The 597-nt window shown below is 42.5% G+C and carries 1 protein-coding gene; it reads right to left on the reverse strand.

Features of this window, described 5'->3' with window-relative positions:
* Positions 1-597: SGNH/GDSL hydrolase family protein (locus ASC50_RS03325; protein WP_162491130.1), on the reverse strand; the 597-nt coding region annotated here is incomplete at both ends.

Genomic DNA, 597 nt, shown 5'->3' on the forward strand with positions numbered 1-597 from the left:
CTAATGGTGGGTGGAAGATTTGCCTCTACCGTATTGTAATACAAAATGTCGTTTGTGCCAAAATCCACCACAGCCACGTCCGGATTTAGCAATTTTGCCTGTTCCGGCAGTTTATCGAGATAGAGCATAGAGCGCATTGAGGCGGCTCCTACGCCAAGCGAATGATAAACAATGCCTTTGTTGTCGGTTTTTTCAATATCAATGCCGTAAAAACGAAAAAACGCAGAACCAGTGCCGTTAGACGCAATGTGTAGCGAAATCTCATTGATAGTACCAAAATAGGAGACTTCAACATAATTGTGGTTTAGAGCCCTGAGCTGTTGATTGGTGAATGTGTATAAGGTTTTGTCAATCAATAAATTAAATGCGGAAGTTCTGTCGTTGTTTTCAAAAAAGACGACTATTTTATGCGCAGCTGCCGGGATAGGCTCCTTGAAGGCAAAATGCAATTCCGTACTGTCTTCGGTTGTTTCAACTGTCATTCCGGTGATGCCGAGCGGTAATTTGGGCGGTATTTGAAAACTTTTGGCATACGTCCATTCCCCTGTTTTATCGGTTGTGTAATTGACTGATGTATAAGTCTTTGCAGCGGAATAG

It is taken from the genome of Candidatus Symbiothrix dinenymphae, assembly GCF_001431085.1.